Below are 18,738 nucleotides of genomic sequence, written 5' to 3' on the forward strand. Positions count from 1 at the left end.
GCCTCCCGTCGCTGCGACCCAAGATCGTGTTCGGTCTGAGGTTGGCAGCGAGGGGTCATGACACGTCGTCGTTCGGCATGGGTTGCAGGCCTCGCGTTCGCGATGACCGCATCGCTTGCCACGCCTGGACTTGCCCAGAAGAGCGATCTCTCAGGCCAAAGCGCGCGGATCAATGCGCTGAGAACCGCTGGCAAATATGCGGAAGCGCTTCCTTTGGCGCAGGCCATGGTGGCGTCGCTCGAGAAGACCAGCAACAATCGCGATCTCGCCGCCGCGCTCAACAACCTCGCGCAGATCTACGCCGATCAGGGGCGCGATGATCAGGCCGAGCCGATCTACAAGCGCGCCATCGCGCTGATGGAGAAGGGGACCGGCCTGGATAGCGTCGAGATCGCGCCGGTGCTGAACAATCTCGCCGCGCTCGATCAGCGGCAGGGCCGTTTCGCCGACGCCGAGCCACTGTTCAGGCGCGCGCTGACGATCCGCGAAAAGGCGCTTTCGCGCGAGCATCCCGACGTCGGCCAGTCCCTCAACAATCTCGCTACGCTCTATGTGAAGCAGGAGCACTTCGCCGACGCCGAGCCGTTGTTCCAGCGCGCGCTCGCGATCTTCCAGAAGGTCGGCGGTCCCGAGCACCCAGCAGTCGCGACGCTCCTGAACAATCTCGGGCAGCTCTATCGCGATCTCGGCCGCGATGCCGACGCCGAAGCGCCGATCAAGCGTTCGCTCGCGATCCGCGAAAAAGTTCTGGGGTCGGACCATCCCGATGTCGCGCGGTCCCTCAACAATCTTGCCGGCCTTTATGAGCATCAGCAGCGCTATGCCGATGCCGAGCCGCTGTATCGCCGGGCGCTGGCGATACGGGAGCGTGCGCTCGGTCCGGATCACCCTGATGTTGCGACCTCCACCGGCAATCTGGCCTATTTCCTCTACGTGTCCGGCCGAATTGCAGACGCGTTGCCGCTCGCGGAAAAGACGCTTGCGAACGGTCGCGCGCAGCTGCGCGTCGTGCTCCCGATCCTGTTTGCGGCGCGCCAGCAATCGCTGGTGCCGGGCGACAAGGCACTGGACGAGGCGCTCGCCGCGATCCAGCGTGGCACGCAATCCTCCGCCGCATCGGCCGTGAACAAGCTCGCGGTGCGGCTTGCCGCCGGCAGCGACCGGCTCGCCGAGCTGGTGCGCAAGGACCAGGATCTTGCCGCCGAATCCGAGGCGCTCGACAAGGCGATCATCGCGGCCGTGTCGAAGCCGTCGGCGCAACGCGACGTCGCCTCCGAGCAGCGCAGCCGCGCGCGGATCGCGACAATTGCAAACGAGCGCACCGGCTTGCAGAAGACGCTCGCCGTCGAGTTTCCCGACTACGCCTCGCTCCCCAACCCGCTGCCGCTGACGGTCAAGGACGTCCAGCCGCTGCTGTCGGCCGACGAAGCCATGGTGCTCCATTCCGTCGTCGACAAGCGCAGCTATGTCATCGCCATCACGCGCGAGAGCGCTGACTGGAAAGAGATTCCGCTCGGCGCCGACGCATTGGCGCAGAAGGTCACGGCGTTTCGCCGAGGTCTCGATGTCGGCAAGGCGAGCGATGAGGCGCGCGACGGCTCGGGCAAATCCGGCTTGTTCGATCTTGCGCTCGCCAACGAGCTCTATGTCACGCTGCTCGGTCCGGTCGAGGCGCTGACCAGGGACAAGCGCAGCCTGCTGACGGTGCCGTCAGGCGCGCTGACGGCACTGCCGTTTCATCTGCTCGTCACGGAGACCCCGAAAGCTGCGATCCCGGACACGCTCGAAGGGTATCGCAGCGCAGCCTGGCTGTTGCGGCGTCAGGCCGTCTCGGTGCTGCCGTCGGTGGTCAGTCTGAAATCGCTGCGCGCCTTTGCGCGCAAGGACGAGGGCATCAAGCCGATGACGGGCTTTGGCGATCCCGTGTTCAATCCTGCCGAGGGCCGGCCTGCCGACCGTCGTGCAGCAAGCGGCAAGGTCGCAGCGCGCAGCATTGCGACGATTGCCTATACCGACTTCTGGCGCGGCGCGGGCGTCGATCGTGCGCGGCTTGCGCAGGCGCTGCCGCAACTCCCGGATACTGCGGACGAGCTGAACGCTGTGGCGAAAGATGTCGGTGCGACTGATGCCGACATCCATCTCGGCCGCGATGCCAGTGAAGCAACGCTCAAGCGTGCGCCGCTTGCACAATACAGCATCATCTATTTTGCGACCCACGGCCTCGTCGCCGGGGACATCAAAGGTGTGGGCGAGCCGTCGCTTGCGCTGTCGATTCCGGAGCAGCCTTCCGAGCTCGACGACGGTCTGCTGACCGCGAGCGAGGTTGCGCAGCTCAAGCTCAATGCAGATTGGGTCGTGCTGTCGGCCTGCAACACGATCGCCGGCGACAAGCCTGGCGCCGAGGCATTGTCAGGATTGGCGCGCGCTTTCTTCTATGCCGGAGCACGCGCGCTCTTGGTTTCGCATTGGGCGGTGGATTCGGAGGCTGCCACCCGCTTGACCACTTCGACCTTCGACCTGCTCAAAAACGAACCAAAGCTCGGCAGAGCCGAAGCTCTGCGGCGCGCGATGTTGGCGTATGTCGATGACACCTCGTCGCCGCGCAATGCCTACCCCGCAATGTGGGGACCGTTCGCGCTCGTTGGCGAAGGTGCGGTACGATAGAACGGCGCAGCATTTGTGCGTCGCAAAACTTCCGATAACGCCGAAACAGCCGTTTGGTTGCGCGATCATTCGCGTTTTTTGCGTCAGCCTGCTCAGAGCTGACATGCGCGACGTTTGGCGCGCTCCTTGAATAAACCAAATCCTGCGGGATCAGCTTGGCAACGCCAGCGTTCATCAGTATTAGGTCGTCCAGCCGAGGCCGGACGGCCTATAATTCACGGTGACCGCGATGGTGCCAAAACTTGGTCGCGCTGAGTGTCGCGGGTTCTAGGAGGATTTTTCGTGCAAGAGACGGGCGTGCGCAACGGTGCCTTCGGCGCCGACAAATTCGGCTTAAGGAATCTCAAGCAGGTTCACTGGAATCTGGGTGCGCCGCAACTCTATCAATACTCGCTCGCAGCGGGCGAGGCGGTGCTCTCCGCCGACGGCGCATTGTGCGCGGACACCGGCGAGTTCACGGGCCGCAGCCCGAAGGACAAGTTCACGGTGCGCGACGCCACCACCGACAAGAAGATGTGGTGGGCCGGCAATCAGTCGATCACCGCGGAGCAGTTCGAGACGCTGTACCAGGACTTTCTCAAGCACGCCGAGGGCAAGAGCCTGTTCGCACAGGACCTCTATGGCGGCGCCGATCCAGCCTATCGGATCAAGACCCGCGTCTTCACCGAGCTCGCCTGGCATTCGCTGTTCATCCGCACGCTGCTGATCCGCCCCGAGGCGATCGAGCTGTCGACGTTCACGCCCGAGCTCACCATCATCGACATGCCGAGCTTTCGCGCCGATCCGAAGCGCCACGGTTGCAAGTCGGAGAACGTCGTCGCGATCGACTTCGCCCGCAAGATCGTGCTGATCGGCGGCTCCTACTACGCCGGCGAGATGAAGAAGTCGGTCTTCACCACGCTGAACTATTATCTGCCCGAGCGCGGCGTGATGCCGATGCACTGCTCTGCCAATGTCGGCGCCAAGGGCGACGCCGCGATTTTCTTCGGGCTGTCAGGCACCGGCAAGACCACGTTGTCGGCCGATCCCAACCGCACGTTGATCGGCGATGACGAGCACGGCTGGGGCCCGAACGGCGTGTTCAATTTCGAAGGCGGCTGCTACGCCAAGTGCATCAAGCTCTCGCAGGAAGCCGAGCCGCAGATCTATGCGGCGTCGACGCGCTTCGGCGCGGTGCTCGAGAACTGCGTGCTCGACGAAGACACCCGCGTGGTGGACTTCGACGATGGCTCCAAGACCGAGAACACGCGTTCGGCCTACCCGCTCGACTTCATCCCGAACGCTTCTCGCACCGGCCGCGCGCCGCAGCCGAAGAACGTGGTGATGCTCGCGGCCGACGCCTTCGGCGTGCTGCCGCCGATCGCAAAGCTGTCGCCGGCACAGGCAATGTATCACTTCCTCTCCGGCTACACCGCGAAGGTTGCCGGCACCGAGCGCGGTCTCGGCAACGAGCCGCAACCGGAATTCTCGACCTGCTTCGGCTCGCCCTTCCTGCCGCTCGATCCCTCCGTCTACGGCAACATGCTGCGCGATCTGATCGCGCAACACAATGTCGACTGCTGGCTGGTCAACACCGGCTGGACCGGCGGCAAGTACGGCACGGGCTCACGCATGCCGATCAAGGTGACGCGCGCGCTGCTGACCGCCGCGCTCGACGGCAGCTTGCGCAACGTCGAATTCCGCACCGACAAATATTTCGGCTTCGCGGTCCCGACCGCACTGCCGGGCGTGCCGAGCGAGATCCTCAACCCGGTCAACACCTGGAAGGACAAGGACGAGTTCGACAAGACGGCGCGTGCGCTGGTCGGCATGTTCCAGAAGAACTTTGCCAAGTTCGAAGCCCAGGTCGACGCCGAAGTGCGCGCGGCCGCGCCGGACGTGAAGCTCGCGGCGGAGTAACTGCTCTGTCTTCAATGCAAAGGGCGGCCGAGAGGCCGCCCTGTTTATTTGCGGTCGCGAGCGCCAGCCACATATATCAGCCGTCGTCCCGGCGAAGGCCGGGACCCATCACCACAGGAAGACATTGGAGCGCGGGCTGGCAACTCCGAGTCTTCGCAAAAACGGTTGCTGCGGAGTATGGGTCCCGGATCTGCGCTCCGCTCAGGACAACGCTGCGCGTTGCCAAGGCTGCGCTTGTCCGGGACGACGAGTGTGGCTACGCCTTGAAATACGCAATCTGCGTCGTCGTCGCGAGCAGCCTGCCGTTCGGCGACCACAGCTCCGCGTTCTGGTCGGCGTAGCTCTTGTGCATGATCTTCGAATCGGCCGTCGCGAGCAGGCGCGTGATGTCTTCGGCTGCGAGTTCTTCGCTGTCAGTGTGAAAATATGTCGTCAGCGACACCGTCCCGAACGGTACCAGCTCGCGGCGCGCGTGGAAGATACGGCCGAAAAAGGCGTCCGACATCGACATCAGCGACGGCATGTCGAGCTTGCGCGGCAAGCGATCGGTGATCCAGAGCTTTGAATAGGTGCTGGCGAGTTCGGCCTGCGGCGGGCCGAGCCGCATCTCGCCCTCGACGAAGCGGAATTCATATTGGTTGGCCCAGGATGCCGCGATCTTCGGGAACGGCAACGTCTCTTCGAACGGTTTTGTATCTGGATATTGCGCTACCCTGTGCTCCCAGGACGGCCGCCGCTCGGCGAACACTGCGGTGGCGAGCGTCGCGACCTCGCCGCCGCCCTGCGACAGTTCGACGCTCCAGTGCTGGCTGGAGCGGTTGGCTTTCACCAGGCGGATGTCCAGATCGAACGGGCCCTTGGCGATCGGTGCGCAGTAGTTGACGGTGAGGGCCAGCGGATCGCCCGCCGCTTGCGGGTGCTCGATCAGCGCGCGCAGGATGGTCGCGGCGGTGGCGCCGCCGAACGGGCCGACAAAGGCCCAGTAATCGTCGCTGGTGTGCCCCTGCCAGCTCGAGTCACCGGCGGTGATGCGGGTGGCGTCGTCGAAGGGGTGCGGGAGCTTGGCGTGCATTGTCGTGTCCGGCTTTCAATGACGGACGTCATATCACGTCCGGCGCCGGCTTGTGCAATTACCTCTGAAGCAGCTGATTTCACGCTGCGGAAAAATCAGCTCGCCGCGTCGCGCAGATCCTCTGTCGCCTGGAATGGAGGCGTGACCGGATTGACCGGCACGTTCCAGATCTCCTCGGCATATTCGCGGATGGTGCGGTCGGAGGAGAACCACGCCATGCGCGCGACGTTGAGGATGGAGGCACGGGTCCAGGCCGGCGCCACCTGCCAGCGCGCATCGACCGCGCGCTGCGCCTCGTAATAGGAATCGAAATCGGCGCTGACCATGTAATGGTCGAGATAACGCAGCGCGTGCGCGATGGATTCGAAGCGGCCTGGATCGCCGGGCGAGAACTCGCCGGCGCCGATCGCATTGATGGCGCGCTGGAGCTTGGGCGAGCTGCGGATCACCTCGGATGCATCCAGCCCCTGCTTGCGGCGGATCATCACGTCGCCCGCTTCCATGCCGAAGATTGCGATATTATCCGCGCCGACCTGGTCGCGGATTTCGATATTGGCGCCGTCGAGCGTGCCGATGGTGATGGCGCCATTGAGCGCCAGCTTCATGTTGCCGGTGCCGGAGGCTTCCATGCCGGCGGTCGAGATCTGCTCGGAGAGGTCGGCCGCAGGGATGATGATCTCGGCAAGGCTGACGTTATAGTCGGGCAAGAAAGCGACCTTCAGCTTGCCGCCGATGGTGGGATCGTTGTTGACGACTTCGGCGACGTCGTTGATCAGCTTGATGATGAGTTTCGCGTAGCGATAACTCGCCGCTGCCTTGCCTGCAAAGATCTTCACCCGCGGCACCCAGTTGCCGTTGGGGTCGTCCTTGATCGACTGATACAGCGCAACGGTCTCGATGATGTTGAGCAACTGGCGCTTGTATTCGTGGATGCGCTTGATCTGCACGTCGAACAACGCGGTCGGATCGACCTTGATGCCGAGCCGTTCGCCGATCAGGCGCGCGAGCGCGGTCTTGTTGTGAAGCTTGACGCTGCGGAATTTCTTCTGGAATTCGACGTCGCTGGCGCGCGCCTCGATCAGCGAGAGCTGGGTCGGGTCGTCGAGCACGGCATCGCCGCAGGTCTCGCGCAGGAGATCGGTGAGCTTCGGGTTCGCCAGCATCAGCCAGCGGCGGAAGGTGATGCCGTTGGTCTTGTTGGTGATGCGGCCGGGATAGAGATGGTTGAGATCGTGGAACACGGTCTCGCGCATCAGATCCGAATGCATCGCCGAGACCCCGTTGATGCGGTGCGAGCCGACGAAGGCGAGCTGGCCCATGCGCACGCGGCGGCCGCTCTTCTCGTCGATCAGCGAGACGGAGGCGCGGAAATCGATGTCGCCGGGGGCGCGCGCTTCGGCCAGCGCCAGATGCTGGACGTTGATGCGGTAGATGATCTCGAGATGCCGCGGCAAGAGCCGCTCGAACAGCTCGACCGGCCACGTCTCCAGCGCTTCCGGCAGCAGCGTGTGGTTGGTGTAGGACAGCGTCGCGACCGTGATCTTCCAGGCCTCGTCCCAGCGGAAATTGTGGAGGTCAACGAGGATGCGCATCAGCTCGGTGACGGCGAGGCTCGGATGGGTGTCGTTCAGCTGCACCGCGACCTTGGACGACAGGCTGCGCAGCTGACCATCGGAGGCGAGGTGCCGCTTGATCAGATCCTGCAGCGATGCCGAGACGAAGAAATATTCCTGGCGCAGGCGCAGCTCGCGGCCCGCAGGGCTCTCGTCGTTCGGATAGAGGAATTTGCAGATCGCCTCCGCGCGCGACTGCTCGGCGCTGGCGCTGACATAGTCGCCGCTGTTGAAGGCGTCGAGCTTCAAGGGATCGGGCGAGCGTGCCGACCACAGCCGCAGCGCATTGACGTGCTGGCCGCGCCAGCCGACGATCGGTGTGTCATAGGCGATCGCCTGCACCGTTTCGCTCGCGTGCCAGATCGCGCGGTCACGGCCCTTGTCGTCGATATGCTCGACGCCGCCGCCGAAATTGACGTCATAGATCACCTCCGGCCGCTGCAATTCCCAGGGATTTCCGAAGCCGAGCCATTCGTCCGGATATTCCTGCTGCCAGCCCTGATTGATGATCTGGCGGAACAGGCCATAATCGTAACGGATGCCGTAGCCGATCGCGGGGATCGACAGCGTCGCCATGCTCTCCATGAAGCAGGCCGCAAGACGGCCAAGACCGCCATTGCCGAGCGCTGCATCCGGCTCGCATTTGCGCAGCTCGGGCAGCGAGACGCCGAGATCGCCGAGCGCGACCTCGAAGATCTTGAGCAGCCCCATGTTGTTGAGCGCGTCGGTGAAGAGGCGGCCGATCAGGAATTCGAGCGAGAGATAATAGACGCGCTTGCGCCCGGCATCGTAGCTGTGCTTCTCGGCCGTGAGCCAGCGATGCACGATGCGGTCGCGCAGCGCCAGCGCCGCGGCCTGGTACCAGTCGTGCTTGGTCGCCATGCCCGCATCCTTGCCGATGGCAAGGCGCAGCTTCGCCAGGATAGCGCCCTTGATCTCCGACAACGCAAGTTCGTCGATGGGCTGACCCGAGGCGGAGAAATTTGGCTGGAACGATTGATCTTGCAAGGCCGTCACTTCCTGGTCGACAGAAACACCACTAAACCCTACGCGCCTTGCCCCTGCACCGGAACCATCGCTGGCGCGGCCATGCACTGCACTGGCGTAAAATTATGCAAGGAACGGGCCGGTTTGGGAACCCGGGGCAGCACGGAGGAACGCCGATTTCGTGCTACATTGAGGCCGGATTCCGCCATCACTGTGGAGGGATGTGCCATGAGACTGCTGATCGAAATCGCCACGGCCGCGCTGCTCGTCATCTGCATCACCGCCTCCAGCGCCGCCGGCAAGACCGGCCGCAGCGCCGACGGCGTTAGCTGCGCCGTCTCCCTCCCGCAAAACGCAACACCCGCGCAGCGCTGCGCCGCCATCAAGCGCCAATGCGGCGGCAAGTTTTACGCGAGCGCGTGTGGGGATCGGTTGATGTCGGCGGCGAATTGAGGGACATCGCGCCTCATATTCGGTGTCGTCCCGGCGAAGGCCGGGACCCATAACCACGACTGTCCGAGGAGATGCGAGAGATCGCGCCAATCCGGATTCTCCCGCTCGATCAAGCGAATCTTCCAATCGCGCCGCCACTCCTTCAGTGCTTTCTCCCGTGCGATTGCTTCGGATGGCGAGGCGTAGGTCTCTACGTAGACGAGGCGCGTCACACCATACTTTGTGACGAACTTCGAACCACGTCCCGCGAGGTGCAGCTCAAGTCGCGCGCGAAGATCATTGGTGATTCCAATATAGATCGTCCCGTGATGACGACTCGCGAGGATGTAGACGAAATAGCTGCCTGTGCTCATCGGTGGCTCGAGCTCGCAAAACCAACACTGACCGGGGTAATGGGTCCTGGCTTTCGCCAGGACGACGATCTCAATAACCAGCCGCTCATCATCAGAACAAATTAAGAACACTTTAGCAAGTCTTTGATATATCATTGTGATTCGGCACATCGCCGACACAATATCTAGGGTCTGACAGCCGTCGCGAGGACTACATGTCCACCATTGCCTTCGATCAATTTGCCCTCACCCGGATCGCCGATTTCGCGCGGTCGCTGTCGCGGCTGCACCAGGCGGCGCGGCGCTATGCCGTCGATGACGACCAGTTCGACCGCGAGTTCAACGCGGTGTGCCAGTCGATCTGGGGCTACACCATCGACGACATCAGCGACGATCTGTTCGCGCCCGAGGACCATCACTTCCTCGATACGCTGGACGAAGCGCATGCGCGCATCTTCGCGGCCGAGCAGGGCTACGACCTCGTCAGCGAGACGGGCATGCTGACCGACTGGTGGGGTTTTTGCTGGATGATTTTGGCCGAGAAGCGCGGCCTGCTGACGGCCGAGAATCGTGCTGCTGCGCGCGCGGCGATCGAGGAGAAATATCTGGCGGCGCCGAACGTGATCGGGGTGATTATCGGGCGGTGACGCAGCATCCTCCGTCATTGGAGTGCCTCCAGAGAGGCAGGCTGGATTGCTTCGCTTCGCTCGCAATGACGGCTCGGATAGAGTGGGGGCCTAATCCAATCCCGCCCGCTTTGCCGATTTCGCCGTCGGCTTCGGCACGGCCGTCACATCCGGCAGCGTCTCGCGCACGATCTCGGCGGCCGGCGCATCTGCTGCGACCGTCTCCGCGCGCACCGGCGCGACCTTCATCTCGCCGAGCCGGGCGCGGACCTGCGCGGTGAGGCCGGGATATGAGGCGACCGGGGTGAACTCCGCGGTCTGGTCGTTGCCGAGACGGACGCCGGTATAGGCGACGAGACCGTCGGTGGTGGCGATGACGTCACCGGCCTTCAGCGAACTGTCCAGCGTCAGATCGACCGGCGCGAGCCCGGCCGGCTCGCGGCCGTTGCAGGTGCAGTCGGCGCGCAGCGCCTTGCGGTAAGCGAACGCGTTCTCGCTGTCGGCGTAGCGCTCGCCGGTCTGGCTATAGGCGCTGTCGATCGAGGATCCGAAAAAGACCTTCGTGGCGCTGGCGGGACAGAAGGCCTGACACATCTGCGCCGGCGAGGCGAGGCCGCGCATCAGCGGAAAATATTTGCCGTCGCAGCTGCGTACGCAAAAGGCCGGGCCGGAGCCGCCGGCCGCCGCCGCGCGGGCCGGGGGCGCATATTGCGGCTGGCCGGCCGGGTTCTGCTGGCTGGCGAAGGGATCGACGAAGGAATTCGCCTGTTGCGGCACGTCGCGCTGCGGGCGCTGCTGGGCTCCGCCGAAGAGGAAGTCGAACAGGCCTTCGGCCGAAACCGGGGCCGGAGCTGCAAGCAGCGGTGCTGCGAGGGTGGCGGCCACGAGCATCGCGCGACGCCGCCGGCGCGCATGGGACACGATCGTACGCAACGCTTACTCCACCCGACGCTACTGAACCGGCCGCAACCCTTGAGGGGTCTCAGCACATGATTCACCATAAAGCGCGATGGTAAATGAGGGGTTGCTTCACCTCGCCCCGCTTGCGGGGAGAGGTCGGAATTCGCGCTGAAAGCGCGGATTCCGGGTGAGGGGGTACAGGCCTCTTGACGATCTCATGTGTGGAGAGAGGCCCCTTACCCCAACCCTCTCCCCGTAAGAACGGGGCTAGGGAGAAGAGGCGTCAAGCCTTCAAAAATTCCGACGCCTTGTACAGCGAGCGGAACGGCAGGCCGGCTGCACCAAACGTGTCGGTGGCGCCCTCCTCGCGGTCGACCATGGTCAGCACCAGCACGACTTCCGCACCGGTCTCGCGCACGGATTCCACGGCCTTCATCGCCGAGCCGCCGGTCGTGGTGACGTCCTCGACGATCACGACGCGCTTGCCGGCAAGCGTCTCGCCTCTGGGCAAGCCCTCGATCGCGAGCCTGGCGCCGTGCTCCTTCGGCTTCTTGCGCACGAAGAACGCCGCGATCGGGTGGCCCTTGATCCAGGAGATCTGCGCCAGAGCACCGGCCAGCGGCACCGCGCCCATCTCGAGGCCGCCGATGAAATCGAGATTGTCGTCCTTCAGCGTCTCATAGGTGAGCTCGGCGAGCAGCGTCGCGCCCTCGGGGTCCAGCATGGTCGGCTTGAGGTTGAAATAGAAATCGCTCTTGCGGCCCGAGGCGAGCGTCACCTCGCCGCGCCCGAAGGAGCGGCGGCGGATGATTTCGAACAGGCGGGCGCGGGAGGCGGATTTCGACACGGCGGTCCCTCGGGAGCGTTTTTGGAGGTGGCGGAATTTATCCGCGACGGCCGCGACATTCCAGAGGGGGCGTCCCCCGTCAACAGGGATCGGCCATCCCGGTCCGCCGGTTGTGGGGGTGCAACGTTCCGGAGTAGGTGATGGCCCGAATTCCCGGGAAGGACACGGACCAATGACCATCGAGCTGCACACCTGGAACACGCCGAACGGCCGCAAAATCTCGGTCGCCCTGGAGGAGATGGGGCTGCCCTACAAGGTGGTCCCGGTGAACATCACCAAGGGCGAGCAGATGGCGCCGGAGTTCCTCAAGGTCTCCCCCAACAACAAGATCCCCGCGATCCTCGACCCGGAAGGCCCGGACGGCAAGCCTGTCAGCATCTTCGAATCCGGTGCGATCCTGCTCTATCTCGGTGAAAAGACCGGCAAATTCCTGCCGAAATCGCTTGGCGCACGCATTCCCGTCTACGAATGGCTGATGTGGCAGATGGGCGGCTTTGGCCCGATGCCGGGACAGGTGCATCATTTCATCGCGCTCGAGAACGAGCAGGATCGCGCCTACGGCCTGAAGCGCTTCATGGCGGAGACGCGGCGGCTTTACGGCGTGCTGGACCGCCGCCTTGAGGCCCGCGACTTCGTCGCCGGCGATCTCTCGGTCGCCGATTTTGCCATCCTGGGGTGGGCCTGGCGCCATCCGCGCCACAAGGTTGAGCTTGCCGATTTTCCCAACGTCAAGCGCTGGTACGACGCCCTGATGGCGCGCCCGGCGGTGAAGCGTGGCATGGAGGCGAAGCTGGATTGAGCTTTCTTCCTCCCTCGCCCCGTTCTTACGGGGAGAGGGTTGGGGTGAGGGGCCTCTCTCCACACGCGAGATGGCCGAGATGCCTGTACCCCCTCACCCGGATCGCAAGAGCGACATAGCCGAAGCTATGCTTCGGCGTTCTTCGGAACGGCCGCCATAGGCGGCCTACGCCTCTCCCTGCAAGCGGCTGCAAGCGAGGAGAGGTGACCAAGCCTCACACCTTCTTCGCTTCCACCGCCATCCGTACGGCAAGGCCGGCCAGCACCGTGCCCATCAGCCAGCGCTGCACCAGCATCCAGCTTGGCCGGCTTGCCAGGAATAGCGCGATCGATCCCGCGGCCAGTGCGATCATCGCGTTCACGCTGACGCTGATCGCGATCTGGATCGCCCCCAGCACCACCGACTGCGTCAGCACGCTGCCCGCCGCGGGATCGATGAACTGCGGCAGCAGCGCCAGATACAGCATCGCGATCTTCGGGTTGAGCAAATTGGTGACGAGCCCCATCGCGAACAATTTAGGCGGGCTGTCGATGGCGAGCTGCTTCACCTGAAATGGCGAGCGTCCGCCCGGCTTCACCGCCTGCCAGGCGAGCCACAGCATGTAGCCGGCACCGGCAAAGCGCAGTGCGTCATAGGCAAAGGGAACGGCGAGCAGCAGCGCCGTGATGCCGAACGCCGCGCACAGCATGTAGAACACGAAGCCCAGCGCGACGCCGCCGAGCGAGACGATGCCCGCTGCCGGGCCCTGCGTGATCGAGCGCGAGATCAGGTAGATCATGTTTGGCCCGGGCGTGAGCACGAGCCCAAGGCAGACGAGAGCGAAGCCGAGCAGGGCGGAGGTGTGGGGCATGGATGAACCGATGCGGGAGATGTGCTGGTTCTAATATGCGCGGCGCCGTGGGGCCATCGCGCAATTGCACGGAGGACAATTCAATCTGGTCCTACGCCTCGGCCTGCTTGGTGGCGATGAACGCCGCGAAACGCTCCATCGCCAATCGTAACGGCTCTGCGAGTGCCGGATCGGCGGCAATGCTGTGTTCGTCCCAGGCGCCGCCAAGCAAGGGCAGCGTCACGCAGGCCTCCGTGGCGAGCCGGGCGGACATTGTTTCCAGCGTCAGCGTCAGAGCGGCCAGCGCGTGGGTCGCGCGCGGCGACGTGTTGATCAGTGCGACGGGCTTGTCGGGAAATTCGTGGCTGCCGACCAGCCAGTCGAGCGCGTTCTTCAGCACGCCGGCGACGCCGCGGGCATATTCGGGGCTGGAAATCAGGAGCCCGTCGACGCTGCCGATGAGGTGGCGCATCGCGCCGACCGGCGCGGGTACGTCATCGCCGTCCAGGTCCGGATTGAAAAAAGGCAGCTCCGCAATGCCCTCGAACAGGATGACCTCGACACCAGCAGGCGCGAGCCGCGCCGCTGCGCGCAACACTGCGGTGTTGCCAGAACCCGCGCGCAGGCTGCCGGAGATGGCGGCGATCTTCATTGGAACGGCCCTTAATGCGCCTCGTCCCAATTGTTCGCCGCGCGCGCGTCGACGTGCAGCGGCACCGACAGCAGCACGGCCGGGAACGGCGCATCCTGCATCACGTGCTGCACGACGGGAAGAGTCGCCTCGACCTCCGCGTCGGGCACTTCGAAGATCAGCTCGTCATGAACCTGGAGCAGCATCTGCGCCGAGAGCTTCTTCTGCGCCAGCGCATCCTCCACCCGCGTCATGGCGCGGCGGATGATGTCGGCGGCGGTGCCCTGAAGCCGGGCGTTGATCGCGGCACGCTCGTTGAAGGCGCGCACCGAGGCATTGGAGGCCTTGATATCGGGATAGTGGCACTTGCGGCCGAACAGCGTGGTGACGTAGCCGTGGCTCCGGCAGAAATCGCGCGTCTCGTCCATGTAGGCGCGAATGCCCGGGAAGCGCTCAAAGTACTTCTTGATGTAGGCCGACGCTTCCTCGCGGGCGATGCCGAGCTGGTTGGCGAGGCCGAACGCGGAGATGCCGTAGATGATGCCGAAATTGATCGCCTTGGCGCGGCGGCGGATTTCGCTTGGCATGCCCTCGATCGGCACGCCGAACATTTCGGACGCCGTCATGGCGTGAATGTCGAGCCCGTCCTTGAATGCCTGCTTCAGCACGGGAATGTCGGCGATCTCGGCCAGCAGGCGCAGCTCGATCTGCGAATAGTCGGCGGAGACGAGCTTGTGCCCGGGCGTGGCGACGAAGGCGCGGCGGATTTTTCGGCCGTCCTCGGTGCGCACCGGGATGTTCTGCAAGTTCGGCTCGTTCGACGACAGCCGGCCCGTCGTGGTCGCGGCCAGCGCGTAGGTCGTGTGGACGCGGTGGGTCTGCGGATTGACGTAGGTCGGCAGCGCGTCGGTGTAGGTCGATTTCAGTTTCGAGACCTGGCGCCACTCCAGGATCTTCCGCGGAAAATCGTGGCCTTGCTCGGCAAGATCATCCAGCACCTGCGCGGTGGTGGACCATGCGCCGGTTTTTGTCTTCGTGCCGCCGCTCAGTCCCATCTTGCCGAACAGGATGTCGCCGATCTGCTTGGGGCTGCCGACATTGACCGGCTCGCCCGCGATCTCCTGGATCTCGGCTTCGACGCGCGCCGCGGTCTGCGCGAAGTCGCCGGAGAGACGCGACAGCACCTGACGGTCGATCGAGATGCCGCGTCGCTCCATGCGCGCGAGCACCGGCACCAGCGGCCGCTCCAGCGTCTCGTAGACGGTGGTCATGTGCTCGGCGATGAGGCGCGGCTTCAGCACGCGCCAGGCGCGCAACGCGATGTCGGCGCCCTCGGCAGACAACGGCACAGCCTTGTCGATCGGCACCTGGTCAAAGGTGATCTTGCCCTTGCCGCTGCCGAGCAGCTCGCTCTCCTTCAGCATGGCGTGGCCGAACCAACGCTCGGACAGCGAGTCCAGCTCATGCGAGCCGCGCCCGGCGTCGAGCACGTAGGAGATCAGCTTCGCATCGTCGGCGTTGCACAAGGTGATGCCGTGCTGTGCCAGCATCACGGCGGCGAACTTGACGTCGAAGCCGATCTTGAGAATGCCCGCGGATTCCAGCACCGGCCGCAGCGCATCGATCGCCTCGGTAGGCTTGACCTGATCCGGCGCGAGGCCGGCGTCGAACAGCCCGCCGTCGCCGCCGGACTGCTTGTGAGCCAGCGGCACATAGCAGGCCTCGTTCGGTGCCAGCGCCAGCGCAATGCCGCAGAGATCGGCCTGCATGGGATCAATGGAGTTGGCTTTGATCTCGATCGCGACATGACCGGTATCATGGATGCGGGCGATGAAGGCGTTGAGCTCCTTGATCGACTTGATCGTCTGATATTTGGCGCGATCGACCGGGAGCTTGCGCAGCGCCTCCTCGCGCGCGGCGGCGAGCGAGATCGGTGCGCCCTTGATGCTTGCCGACTTGTCGCCCTTGTCGGCGTCCTTTGCGGCTGCGGCAGGCGCTGCGAAGAGATCGCCTGAGCTCTCGGACGGCTTTGCTTTCGCGCTGTCGCCGCCTCTCGCCCCGCTGCTGTTGCTTGCATCGGCATCGACATTGGATGGGTCGATCTGCGAATAGTCGGCGACGCGGCGCGTCAGCGTGGTGAATTCCATCGCCTTGAGGAAGGCGATCAGCTTGCGCGCGTCGGGCTCGTGGACGGCGAGGTCGTCGAGCGGTACCTCCAGATCGACCTTGTCGTCGAGCAGCACGAGCTGGCGCGAGACGCGCGCCTTCTCGGCGTTCTCAAGCAAAGCCTCGCGGCGCTTCGGCTGCTTGATCTCGGTGGCGCGGAATAGAAGCTGTTCAAGATCGCCATATTCGACGATCAGCTGCGCCGCGGTCTTGATGCCGATGCCGGGCACGCCGGGCACGTTGTCGGTGGAGTCGCCGGCCAGTGCCTGCACTTCGACCACCTTCTCCGGCGGCACGCCGAATTTCTCGATCACCTCGGGGATGCCGATGCGGCGATCCTTCATGGTGTCGTACATCACGATCTTGTCGTTCACGAGCTGCATCAGATCCTTGTCGGAGGACACGATGGTCGTGGTGGCGCCGCGTTCGCTGGCCTGTCGCGCATAGGTCGCGATGAGGTCGTCGGCCTCGAAGCCGCCTTGCTCCAGGCAGGGCAGGTCAAAGGCGCGCACGGCTTCGCGGATGAGCGCGAATTGCGGGATCAGATCATCAGGCGCAGGCGGACGGTGCGCCTTGTAGTCGGGATAGATCTTGTTGCGGAAGGTGACTTCCGACTTGTCGAACACGATCGCCAGATGCGTCGGCCGGTTGTCGGCGGGCATGTCGCGCAAGAGCTTCCACAGCATGTTGCAGAAGCCCAGCACAGCATTGACCTGAAGCCCGTCGGACTTGCGGTTCAATGGCGGCAGCGCGTGATAGGCGCGGAAGATGTAGCCGGAACCGTCGACCAGGAAGATGTGGTCGCCCTTGCCGGCGGCCTTCGCCGCGACCGGTTTGGCAGCAGCTGTCGCCGCGGCGGGTTTGGTGTCGGCTTTGGCGGAGGTCTTCGGAGATGTCTTGGGCATGGCCGCAATGTATGAATTTTTGCGGCAAAAGACAGCCTCGACAGGTCGCAATTTTGCCGACTCGCACAGGCAAATCATGGCATCGGCACAGCCGCAGCGAGGTCAGGCCAGGCAGCCTTCGATGAAGCTCGCTACCGCGCGCACCGCGGGCGCGCGGCGCAGGTCGCGATGGAGAACCAGCCAGACCTCGCGTCCGACCGGGCGTCCACCGATGTCATGCCGCTGCAGCCTCGCGTCAGCCTCGCCAAGAAATCTTGGCAAGGCGGCCAGCCCAATTCCGGTTCGGGCGGCTGCCGCCTGGTTCTCCAGATCATTGGTGCGAAGCACGATCTCGCGCGTGCCGGCGAAGCGCCTCAGCCATCGCTGCTGGGGAACCTCATCCATGCTGGCCTCGTAGGCGATGAAGGCGAATGCATGCGGGGGTGTCGCCTTGAGATAGTCGGGCGAGCCGTAGAGGCCAAACTCGAAATAGCCGATCTTGCGGGCGATCAGCCCGGGCTCCGTCGGGCGGGACAGGCGCAGCGCCAGATCGGCCTCGCGGCGCGTAAGCGAGGCCGTGCGCTTCTCGCCGATCAGCTTGATCCTGATGCCGGGATGCTGCTGTCGCAGCCGGATCAGCTTCGGCGCGATCAGGAGGCTGGCGAGCGAAGGTGGGGCGCTGATCGTGATCTCACCACCGATCTCGGATTTTGAGGCCTGTGCGGCGCGCTCCACCGCAAAAGCCGCTTCCATCATCGGCGCTCCGATCTTGGCGATGCGCCTGCCGTCCCCGGTGAGCTCGTAGCTGCGCGGTCTGCGGTCCACGAGCTTGAGCGACACGGATGCTTCCAGGGCGGCGACGCGGCGGGCCACGGTGACGTGGTCGACATTGAGGCTCCGCGCCGCGGCCGACAGGCTGCCTTCGCGCGCCAGCGCCAGGAAATGCTGCAGGTCGGTCCAGTCCATATGCGCGAAATCTCACAATAGGTTTTCGATTATGAGCAGTTTCGCAGATATCCGCGGCGATCCATAGTTTCTTCCATCATTGACTGGAGAAACTCGATATGGCCGTGATCGTGAGGTTAAAGGCGCCCGGTGGCGTCGAGCAGCTCGAGCTGGCAAGCGCCGATCTGCCGCCGCCGGGCCGCGGCGAAGTCCGGTTGCGGCAGACCGCCATCGGCGTCAATTTCATCGATATCTATCAGCGCCTCGGTCTCTACGCGCTCGCGCCCGAACGCATTCCCGGCGTCGAGGCCGTGGGCGTCGTTGCGGCGCTCGGCATCGAGGTCACAGGCCTCGAGGTCGGGGACCGCATCGCTTATGCGGGCGTGCCGGTCGGCGCCTATGCGTCCGAACGCAACATGCCAGCCTGGCGCGGCGTGAAGATTCCGGCCGGCCTGCCGGATGAGGCGGTCGCCGCCGCGTTCGTCAAGGGCATTACAGCCGACATGCTGCTCAGTCGCGTATTTCCGGTCGGCCGAGGCACGACGGTGCTCGTCCATAGCGCTGCGGGAGGACTTGGTCAGCTGCTGACACGCTGGGCCAGTGCGCGCGGGGCGGTCGTGATCGGAACTGTCGGTTCGCCGGCGAAAGTCGAAATCGCCCGTGCAGCCGGTGCGCACCATGTGATCGTCGGGCGCGACGCCGATTTCGCCGCGGCCGTCGCCGATTTCACCGCCGGAGCCGGCGTCGATGCCGCCTATGACGGCGTCGGTGGGACGACGTTGCAGAAGACGCTGGGCTGCGTGCGGCCGTTCGGCGTGGTCGCGAGCGTCGGCCAGTCGGCCGGGCCAATTCCGCCGGTCGATGTGAATGATCTCGGACCGCGGCGCAGCCTGATGTTGGCGCGGCCGAGCGTGATGGCCCACATGAACGATGCCGATGCGTATCGCGGTTCGGCCGAGCGGGTGCTTGCTGCGATGGCCGGCGGTGTTCTCGAGGTGACCGGCAAAGCCTACGATCTGCGCGATGCGGCGCTAGCGCAGGCCGATCTGGAATCCGGGCATACGACGGGAGCCCTCTATCTGCGGCCCTGA

General features: G+C 64.5%; 14 protein-coding genes and 1 pseudogene. 6 read left to right on the forward strand and 9 right to left on the reverse strand.

All coding sequences use genetic code 11. The features are described 5' to 3' along the window. The first annotated feature begins 57 nt into the window (after positions 1 to 57). Together ACWAT4_RS03840 and ACWAT4_RS03845 are read left to right on the forward strand one after the other, a co-directional pair. Positions 58 to 2,664, forward strand: coding sequence for a CHAT domain-containing tetratricopeptide repeat protein (locus tag ACWAT4_RS03840; protein WP_449729836.1), 2,607 nt, complete (start codon positions 58 to 60; stop codon positions 2,662 to 2,664). 282 nt (positions 2,665 to 2,946) lie between these two features. Further along, the gene (locus ACWAT4_RS03845; RefSeq protein ID WP_212303431.1) at positions 2,947 to 4,563 is read left to right on the forward strand and encodes a phosphoenolpyruvate carboxykinase; all 1,617 of its coding nucleotides are present in this window, start codon (positions 2,947 to 2,949) and stop codon (positions 4,561 to 4,563) included. Positions 4,564 to 4,819: 256 nt separating this feature from the next. On the opposite strand, the gene ACWAT4_RS03850 is transcribed toward ACWAT4_RS03845, so the two are convergent. Both ACWAT4_RS03850 and ACWAT4_RS03855 read right to left on the reverse strand, forming a co-directional pair. Further along, positions 4,820 to 5,635 carry an acyl-CoA thioesterase gene (locus tag ACWAT4_RS03850; protein WP_212445787.1) on the reverse strand — a complete coding sequence of 272 codons (816 nt, stop codon included), beginning with the start codon at positions 5,633 to 5,635 and terminating at the stop codon, positions 4,820 to 4,822. Positions 5,636 to 5,730: 95 nt separating this feature from the next. Then, positions 5,731 to 8,256, reverse strand: coding sequence for a glycogen/starch/alpha-glucan phosphorylase (locus tag ACWAT4_RS03855; protein WP_449729837.1), 2,526 nt, complete (start codon positions 8,254 to 8,256; stop codon positions 5,731 to 5,733). A 207-nt stretch (positions 8,257 to 8,463) separates the two neighbouring features. Here ACWAT4_RS03855 and ACWAT4_RS03860 point away from each other — a divergent pair, with 207 nt between their 5' ends. Then, positions 8,464 to 8,688 (forward strand): hypothetical protein, encoded by a 225-nt coding sequence (locus tag ACWAT4_RS03860; protein WP_449729838.1) that lies wholly within the window; start codon positions 8,464 to 8,466, stop codon positions 8,686 to 8,688. Positions 8,689 to 8,753: 65 nt separating this feature from the next. Here ACWAT4_RS03860 and ACWAT4_RS03865 read toward each other — a convergent pair. Next, positions 8,754 to 9,041, reverse strand: a pseudogene (locus ACWAT4_RS03865) (GIY-YIG nuclease family protein); the annotation flags it as partial. Positions 9,042 to 9,235: 194 nt separating this feature from the next. On the opposite strand from ACWAT4_RS03865, the gene ACWAT4_RS03870 reads away from it, so the two are divergent. Further along, the gene (locus tag ACWAT4_RS03870; RefSeq protein ID WP_212303426.1) at positions 9,236 to 9,667 is read left to right on the forward strand and encodes a hypothetical protein; all 432 of its coding nucleotides are present in this window, start codon (positions 9,236 to 9,238) and stop codon (positions 9,665 to 9,667) included. A gap of 90 nt (positions 9,668 to 9,757) precedes the next feature. Here ACWAT4_RS03870 and ACWAT4_RS03875 read toward each other — a convergent pair whose 3' ends face one another. Both ACWAT4_RS03875 and pyrE read right to left on the reverse strand, forming a co-directional pair. Then, positions 9,758 to 10,537: a DUF2865 domain-containing protein gene (locus tag ACWAT4_RS03875; RefSeq protein WP_449731333.1), complete on the reverse strand. Its 780-nt coding sequence runs from the start codon at positions 10,535 to 10,537 to the stop codon at positions 9,758 to 9,760. Between the two features lie 292 nt (positions 10,538 to 10,829). Further along, on the reverse strand, positions 10,830 to 11,393 hold the full coding sequence (gene pyrE / locus ACWAT4_RS03880) for an orotate phosphoribosyltransferase (RefSeq protein ID WP_212427928.1): 564 nt from the start codon (positions 11,391 to 11,393) through the stop codon (positions 10,830 to 10,832). Between the two features lie 172 nt (positions 11,394 to 11,565). On the opposite strand from pyrE, the gene ACWAT4_RS03885 reads away from it, so the two are divergent. Then, positions 11,566 to 12,192 (forward strand): glutathione S-transferase family protein, encoded by a 627-nt coding sequence (locus ACWAT4_RS03885; protein ID WP_449729839.1) that lies wholly within the window; start codon positions 11,566 to 11,568, stop codon positions 12,190 to 12,192. A gap of 214 nt (positions 12,193 to 12,406) precedes the next feature. On the opposite strand, the gene ACWAT4_RS03890 is transcribed toward ACWAT4_RS03885, so the two are convergent. From ACWAT4_RS03890 to ACWAT4_RS03905, 4 genes are all read right to left on the reverse strand, one after another. After that, entirely contained in the window at positions 12,407 to 13,042 is a 636-nt protein-coding gene (locus tag ACWAT4_RS03890) for a LysE family translocator (RefSeq protein ID WP_212445783.1), read from the reverse strand. Positions 13,043 to 13,133: 91 nt separating this feature from the next. Continuing rightward, a complete protein-coding gene (locus ACWAT4_RS03895; protein WP_449729840.1) occupies positions 13,134 to 13,673 on the reverse strand; it encodes an NADPH-dependent FMN reductase in 540 nt (179 codons plus the stop codon). Between the two features lie 11 nt (positions 13,674 to 13,684). Continuing rightward, positions 13,685 to 16,723: a DNA polymerase I gene (polA, locus tag ACWAT4_RS03900; RefSeq protein WP_449729841.1), complete on the reverse strand. Its 3,039-nt coding sequence runs from the start codon at positions 16,721 to 16,723 to the stop codon at positions 13,685 to 13,687. Positions 16,724 to 16,825: 102 nt separating this feature from the next. Next, the gene (locus ACWAT4_RS03905; RefSeq protein WP_449729842.1) at positions 16,826 to 17,668 is read right to left on the reverse strand and encodes a LysR family transcriptional regulator; all 843 of its coding nucleotides are present in this window, start codon (positions 17,666 to 17,668) and stop codon (positions 16,826 to 16,828) included. Positions 17,669 to 17,766: 98 nt separating this feature from the next. Between ACWAT4_RS03905 and ACWAT4_RS03910 the strand changes: the two genes are divergently transcribed. Then, entirely contained in the window at positions 17,767 to 18,738 is a 972-nt protein-coding gene (locus tag ACWAT4_RS03910) for a quinone oxidoreductase family protein (RefSeq protein ID WP_449729843.1), read from the forward strand.

The sequence above is a fragment of the Bradyrhizobium sp. T-1 genome, from assembly GCF_053592855.1.

Excerpts from the sequence above, each read along its gene's own strand:
- ACWAT4_RS03840 (WP_449729836.1), top strand. The coding sequence starts at position 58 with ATGACACGTCGTCGTTCGGCATGGGTTGCAGGCCTCGCGTTCGCGATG.
- ACWAT4_RS03850 (WP_212445787.1), bottom strand. The coding sequence starts at position 5,635 with ATGCACGCCAAGCTCCCGCACCCCTTCGACGACGCCACCCGCATCACC.
- ACWAT4_RS03860 (WP_449729838.1), top strand. The coding sequence starts at position 8,464 with ATGAGACTGCTGATCGAAATCGCCACGGCCGCGCTGCTCGTCATCTGC.
- ACWAT4_RS03870 (WP_212303426.1), top strand. The coding sequence starts at position 9,236 with ATGTCCACCATTGCCTTCGATCAATTTGCCCTCACCCGGATCGCCGAT.
- ACWAT4_RS03875 (WP_449731333.1), bottom strand. The coding sequence starts at position 10,537 with ATGCTCGTGGCCGCCACCCTCGCAGCACCGCTGCTTGCAGCTCCGGCC.
- ACWAT4_RS03885 (WP_449729839.1), top strand. The coding sequence starts at position 11,566 with ATGACCATCGAGCTGCACACCTGGAACACGCCGAACGGCCGCAAAATC.
- ACWAT4_RS03890 (WP_212445783.1), bottom strand. The coding sequence starts at position 13,042 with ATGCCCCACACCTCCGCCCTGCTCGGCTTCGCTCTCGTCTGCCTTGGG.
- ACWAT4_RS03895 (WP_449729840.1), bottom strand. The coding sequence starts at position 13,673 with ATGAAGATCGCCGCCATCTCCGGCAGCCTGCGCGCGGGTTCTGGCAAC.
- polA (WP_449729841.1), bottom strand. The coding sequence starts at position 16,723 with ATGCCCAAGACATCTCCGAAGACCTCCGCCAAAGCCGACACCAAACCC.
- ACWAT4_RS03905 (WP_449729842.1), bottom strand. The coding sequence starts at position 17,668 with ATGGACTGGACCGACCTGCAGCATTTCCTGGCGCTGGCGCGCGAAGGC.
- ACWAT4_RS03910 (WP_449729843.1), top strand. The coding sequence starts at position 17,767 with ATGGCCGTGATCGTGAGGTTAAAGGCGCCCGGTGGCGTCGAGCAGCTC.